Annotated in this window: 4 protein-coding genes and 1 pseudogene; 4 read left to right on the top strand and 1 reads right to left on the bottom strand. The window is 34.9% G+C overall.

The features are described 5' to 3' along the window. The 4 genes and pseudogenes from eno to ctlX all read left to right on the top strand — a co-directional run. Positions 1 to 326: pseudogene (eno, locus tag P8M54_RS00830) on the top strand (phosphopyruvate hydratase); the annotation flags it as partial. Positions 327 to 482: 156 nt separating this feature from the next. Continuing rightward, positions 483 to 1766, top strand: a complete 1284-nt coding sequence (locus tag P8M54_RS00835) for a citrate synthase (RefSeq protein ID WP_300283895.1) — start codon at positions 483 to 485, stop codon at positions 1764 to 1766. A gap of 73 nt (positions 1767 to 1839) precedes the next feature. Then, complete coding sequence (locus P8M54_RS00840) at positions 1840 to 2754, top strand: amidinotransferase (protein ID WP_300283897.1); 915 nt, start codon at positions 1840 to 1842, stop codon at positions 2752 to 2754. Positions 2755 to 2829: 75 nt separating this feature from the next. Next, the gene (gene ctlX / locus P8M54_RS00845) at positions 2830 to 3765 is read left to right on the top strand and encodes a citrulline utilization hydrolase CtlX (protein WP_300283899.1); all 936 of its coding nucleotides are present in this window, start codon (positions 2830 to 2832) and stop codon (positions 3763 to 3765) included. Positions 3766 to 3818: 53 nt separating this feature from the next. Here ctlX and P8M54_RS00850 read toward each other — a convergent pair. Further along, positions 3819 to 4199, bottom strand: a 381-nt coding sequence (locus P8M54_RS00850; RefSeq protein ID WP_300283901.1) for a MarC family protein, incomplete at its 5' end; no start/stop codon positions are given.

The raw sequence follows: 4199 nt of genomic DNA on the forward strand, positions 1-4199 counted from the left end.
TTGAGCGTTTAGCAACTGGAATCGAAAAAGGAATTGCTAATTCTATTTTGATTAAAGTAAACCAAATTGGTACATTAACTGAAACTATAGCAGCCGTAAATATGGCTAAAAACGCCGGGTACACATCAGTAATGTCACACCGTTCAGGAGAAACGGAAGACAATACAATTGCGGATCTTGCAGTTGCTTTAAATTGTGGGCAAATTAAGACTGGTTCTGCTTCTCGATCTGATCGTATGGCTAAGTACAATCAATTGTTAAGAATCGAGGAAGAATTAGGAGATACTGCCTATTTTCAGGGTCAAAAAGCATTTAAAATAAAATAATTGCTACATTAAGTAGTGCTTTAAAGCTGTCCATTAATTTGGATGGCTTTTTTTGCTTAAATTTAACAACTTCATTGTAGATTTCTCTTTTTAATTCATGTTTTAATTCTTAGATTTGGTAAATTATTAAATATTAAGATTTATTACCAAAATATTATGTCAAAAACAGCTATATTAGACATTGATGGCAAAAAGTATGAGTTTCCGATAGTAAAAGGAAGTGAAAACGAAGAGGCTATTGATATTAACAAATTAAGAGATTTATCAGGTGTAATTACTTTAGATCCAGGATATAAAAATTCAGGTTCATGTACAAGTAAAATTACTTTTTTAGATGGTGAATTGGGAATATTGCGTTACCGTGGTTACGCAATTGAAGATTTAGCAGATAAAGCCGATTTTCTTGAAGTTTCCTTTCTTTTAATCTTTGGAGAATTGCCAACAGCAACTCAGTTGGAGCAGTTCGAAAACGATATTAGAAAACATACATTAGTCAACGAGGAAATGAAAAACATCATAGATGGTTTTCCTAGAACAGCACATCCAATGGGTGTTTTGGCTGCTTTGACGAGCGCACTTACTGCGTTTAATCCAAAATCAGTAAACGTTGATAATGAAAAAGAGATGTACCACGCTGTTTGTAAAACAATGGGTAAATTTCTTGTAATTGCCACTTGGACGTATAGAAAAAGTATGGGTTATCCTTTGAATTATTACGATAATACAAAAGGATATGTAGAGAATTTCATGAAATTAATGTTCGAATTACCTACAGGTCCTTACTCAGCTAATCCAGTGGTTATCGATGCCTTAGATAAATTATTCATATTACATGCTGATCACGAGCAAAACTGCTCTACCTCTACAGTAAGAATGGTAGGTTCTTCGCATGCAGGTTTATTTGCTTCTATCTCTTCAGGTGTTTCTGCACTTTGGGGACCATTACATGGAGGAGCGAATCAAGCAGTACTTGAAATGCTAGAAGAAATTCATCAAAATGGTGGAGATGCTGATGTTTACATGGCTAAAGCCAAAGATAAAAATGATCCATTCCGTTTAATGGGATTTGGTCACAGAGTATACAAGAATTTTGACCCTCGTGCAAAAATCATTAAAAAAGCCGCAGATGAAGTTCTAGAAACATTAGGAGTTGATGATCCAATTTTGGCGATTGCTAAGAAATTAGAAGCATTGGCACTTGAAGATGAGTACTTCAAATCTAGAAGTTTGTATCCTAATGTTGATTTTTACTCTGGTATTATTTACAGAGCTTTAGGTATCCCAACTGACATGTTCACGGTTATGTTCGCTATCGGTAGATTACCAGGTTGGATCGCACAATGGAAGGAAATGAGAGAAAACAAAGAGCCTATTGGAAGACCGAGACAAGTCTACACTGGTTCCCCTCTTAGAGAATTTCAATCTGTAGAAAAAAGATAATTTTCAAAATGTAAAAGCTTCACAAATTAGTGAAGCTTTTTTTTATCTTTGCGGTAAAGCCAATTAAAAAACTATGTTAGAAATAAATGTAAAAAACGAAACTTCTAGGCTGCGGGTAGTAGTTTTAGGGACTGCAATTGATAATGGTCCGGAACCAACTGTAGAGGAAGCTTACGATCCAAAATCCTTAGAGCATATTTTAGCGGGAACCTATCCCAAGGAAGTTGATATGGTTGTTGAGATGGACGCTTTCAATAAAGTGCTTCATAAATACGATGTGACTGTATACAGACCGCAACTTATTGAAAGTTGCAATCAAATTTTCACACGTGATATTGGTTTTGTAATTGATGATATTTTTATCAAATCCAATATACTACCTGAAAGAGAGCTAGAATTGGATGCGATACAATTTGTAATTGATCAAATTAATCCTAAAAATGTAGTGCGTCCTCCTGAGGAAGTGCATATTGAAGGTGGAGATGTTATGTTATGGAACGATCATATTTTTATTGGGACCTACAAAGGAAGTGATTATAAAGACTACATAACAGCAAGAACAAATTTAGAGGGAGTGCAATATATCAAAGATTTGTTTCCAAATAAAATTGTGAAAGAGTTTGACTTAGTGAAATCTAAGCTAGAAGCGAGAGATAATGCATTGCATTTGGATTGTTGTTTTCAACCAGTAGGTATCAATAAGGCAATAATCTATAAAAGTGGTTTTAGAGAAGAGGCAGATTACCGCTATCTAGTGCAACTCTTTGGTGAAGAAAATTTATTTCATATCACCAGAGATGAAATGTACCACATGAATTCCAACGTTTTTTCGATTGATACTAATGTAGTAGTTTCTGAAAGAAATTTCACAAGGTTGAATAATTGGTTAAGAGCGAACGGTTTTGTAGTTGAAGAGATTCCATATGCTGAAATTGCGAAACAAGAGGGGTTGTTGCGTTGTTCAACGCTTCCATTGATAAGAGATTAAACAATTATTAAAGGGATGTAGTATGATGTTGTTTCACATTAAGCTTCATGCCTTTTTATTATAAACACACAATATATGAAGCAAACTACCAATGCAATAGTAATGATTCGTCCAGTAGCTTTCAGGATGAACGAGCAAACAGTTATTAATAACTATTATCAAAAAGTGATTGATGGCTTATCTCCAGAGACAGTTAACTCGAAAGCTCAGGAAGAGTTTGATGTTTTCGTAGAAAAACTAAGAGCTGTAGGGGTGCAGGTAACAGTTGTAAATGATACGCTAGATCCGGATACTCCTGATAGCATTTTTCCAAATAACTGGATTTCATTTCATGAAAATGGAGATGTAGCCTTGTATCCTATGTTTGCCGAAAACAGGAGAGCAGAGCGTCGTGAAGAAATTTTAGACTTGTTAGAGGAAGAAGGGTTTAAGATTGAAAACATCATGGATTATACCGAAGCGGAGCAAGATGGTGTTTTTTTAGAAGGTACAGGTAGCTTACTTTTAGATAGAGCCAATGAAAAAGCCTATTGTGCACTTTCACCAAGGGCAGACGAGGAATTGTTTATCGAATTTTGTGAAGATTTTGACTTTGCTCCGGTTATTTTTGAAGCTTTTCAAACCGTAAATGGAGAACGTAAGTTGATTTATCATACCAATGTTATGATGTGCTTAGGTGAGACCTTTGCTGTTATTTGTGCGGATTGTATTGATGATAAAAAAGAACGAAAAATGGTTCTTGATAATTTAAAAAGCGACAATAAAGAAATTATCTTAATTACCGAAGACCAGATGAATAATTTTGCCGGAAACATGTTAGAGGTAAAAGGAACTAATGATAAAAGGTATTTAGTGATGAGTGCCTCTGCTCATCAAAGTTTGACAACGAATCAAGTGCAGCAATTAGAAAAGCACGCAACGATATTGAGTTCAAGTTTGGATACGATTGAAGCCTGTGGGGGCGGAAGTGCCCGATGCATGATGGCTGAGATTTTCTTGCCAAGAATATAGTAATAAAGAAGACCTTCAGTAATGAAGGTCTTTTTTACTATTAGATATTTTATTTATAAAATATTTGTTTTGACAATGGTGATAATGGAACTAATGATATATTGAACACCAATTGCAATTACAATAAAACCAACAATTCGTGAAATTGCCACAATTCCGGAGGCTCCAAGAATTTTAGCTAAATAGTGTGCGCTTTTTAAGACAATAAAAATGGCTACTGCTACAGCAAAAATAGCTAAAATGGAGAAGATGATGTCAGGTATACTATGGTGTTCGTGATAAAATGCAATTAACAAGGATATTGAACCTGGTCCTGCGAGCATGGGGATCGCTAGCGGTGTTAATGCAATGTCGTTTCTTTTTTGCGCATCACTTTCTACTTTTTTATTTACCCCTCTTTTTTTGTTGAAATTACCTGTTAGTAATGAAAATCC

It is taken from the genome of Flavobacterium sp. (genome assembly GCF_029242675.1).
Taxonomy (GTDB): domain Bacteria; phylum Bacteroidota; class Bacteroidia; order Flavobacteriales; family Flavobacteriaceae; genus Flavobacterium.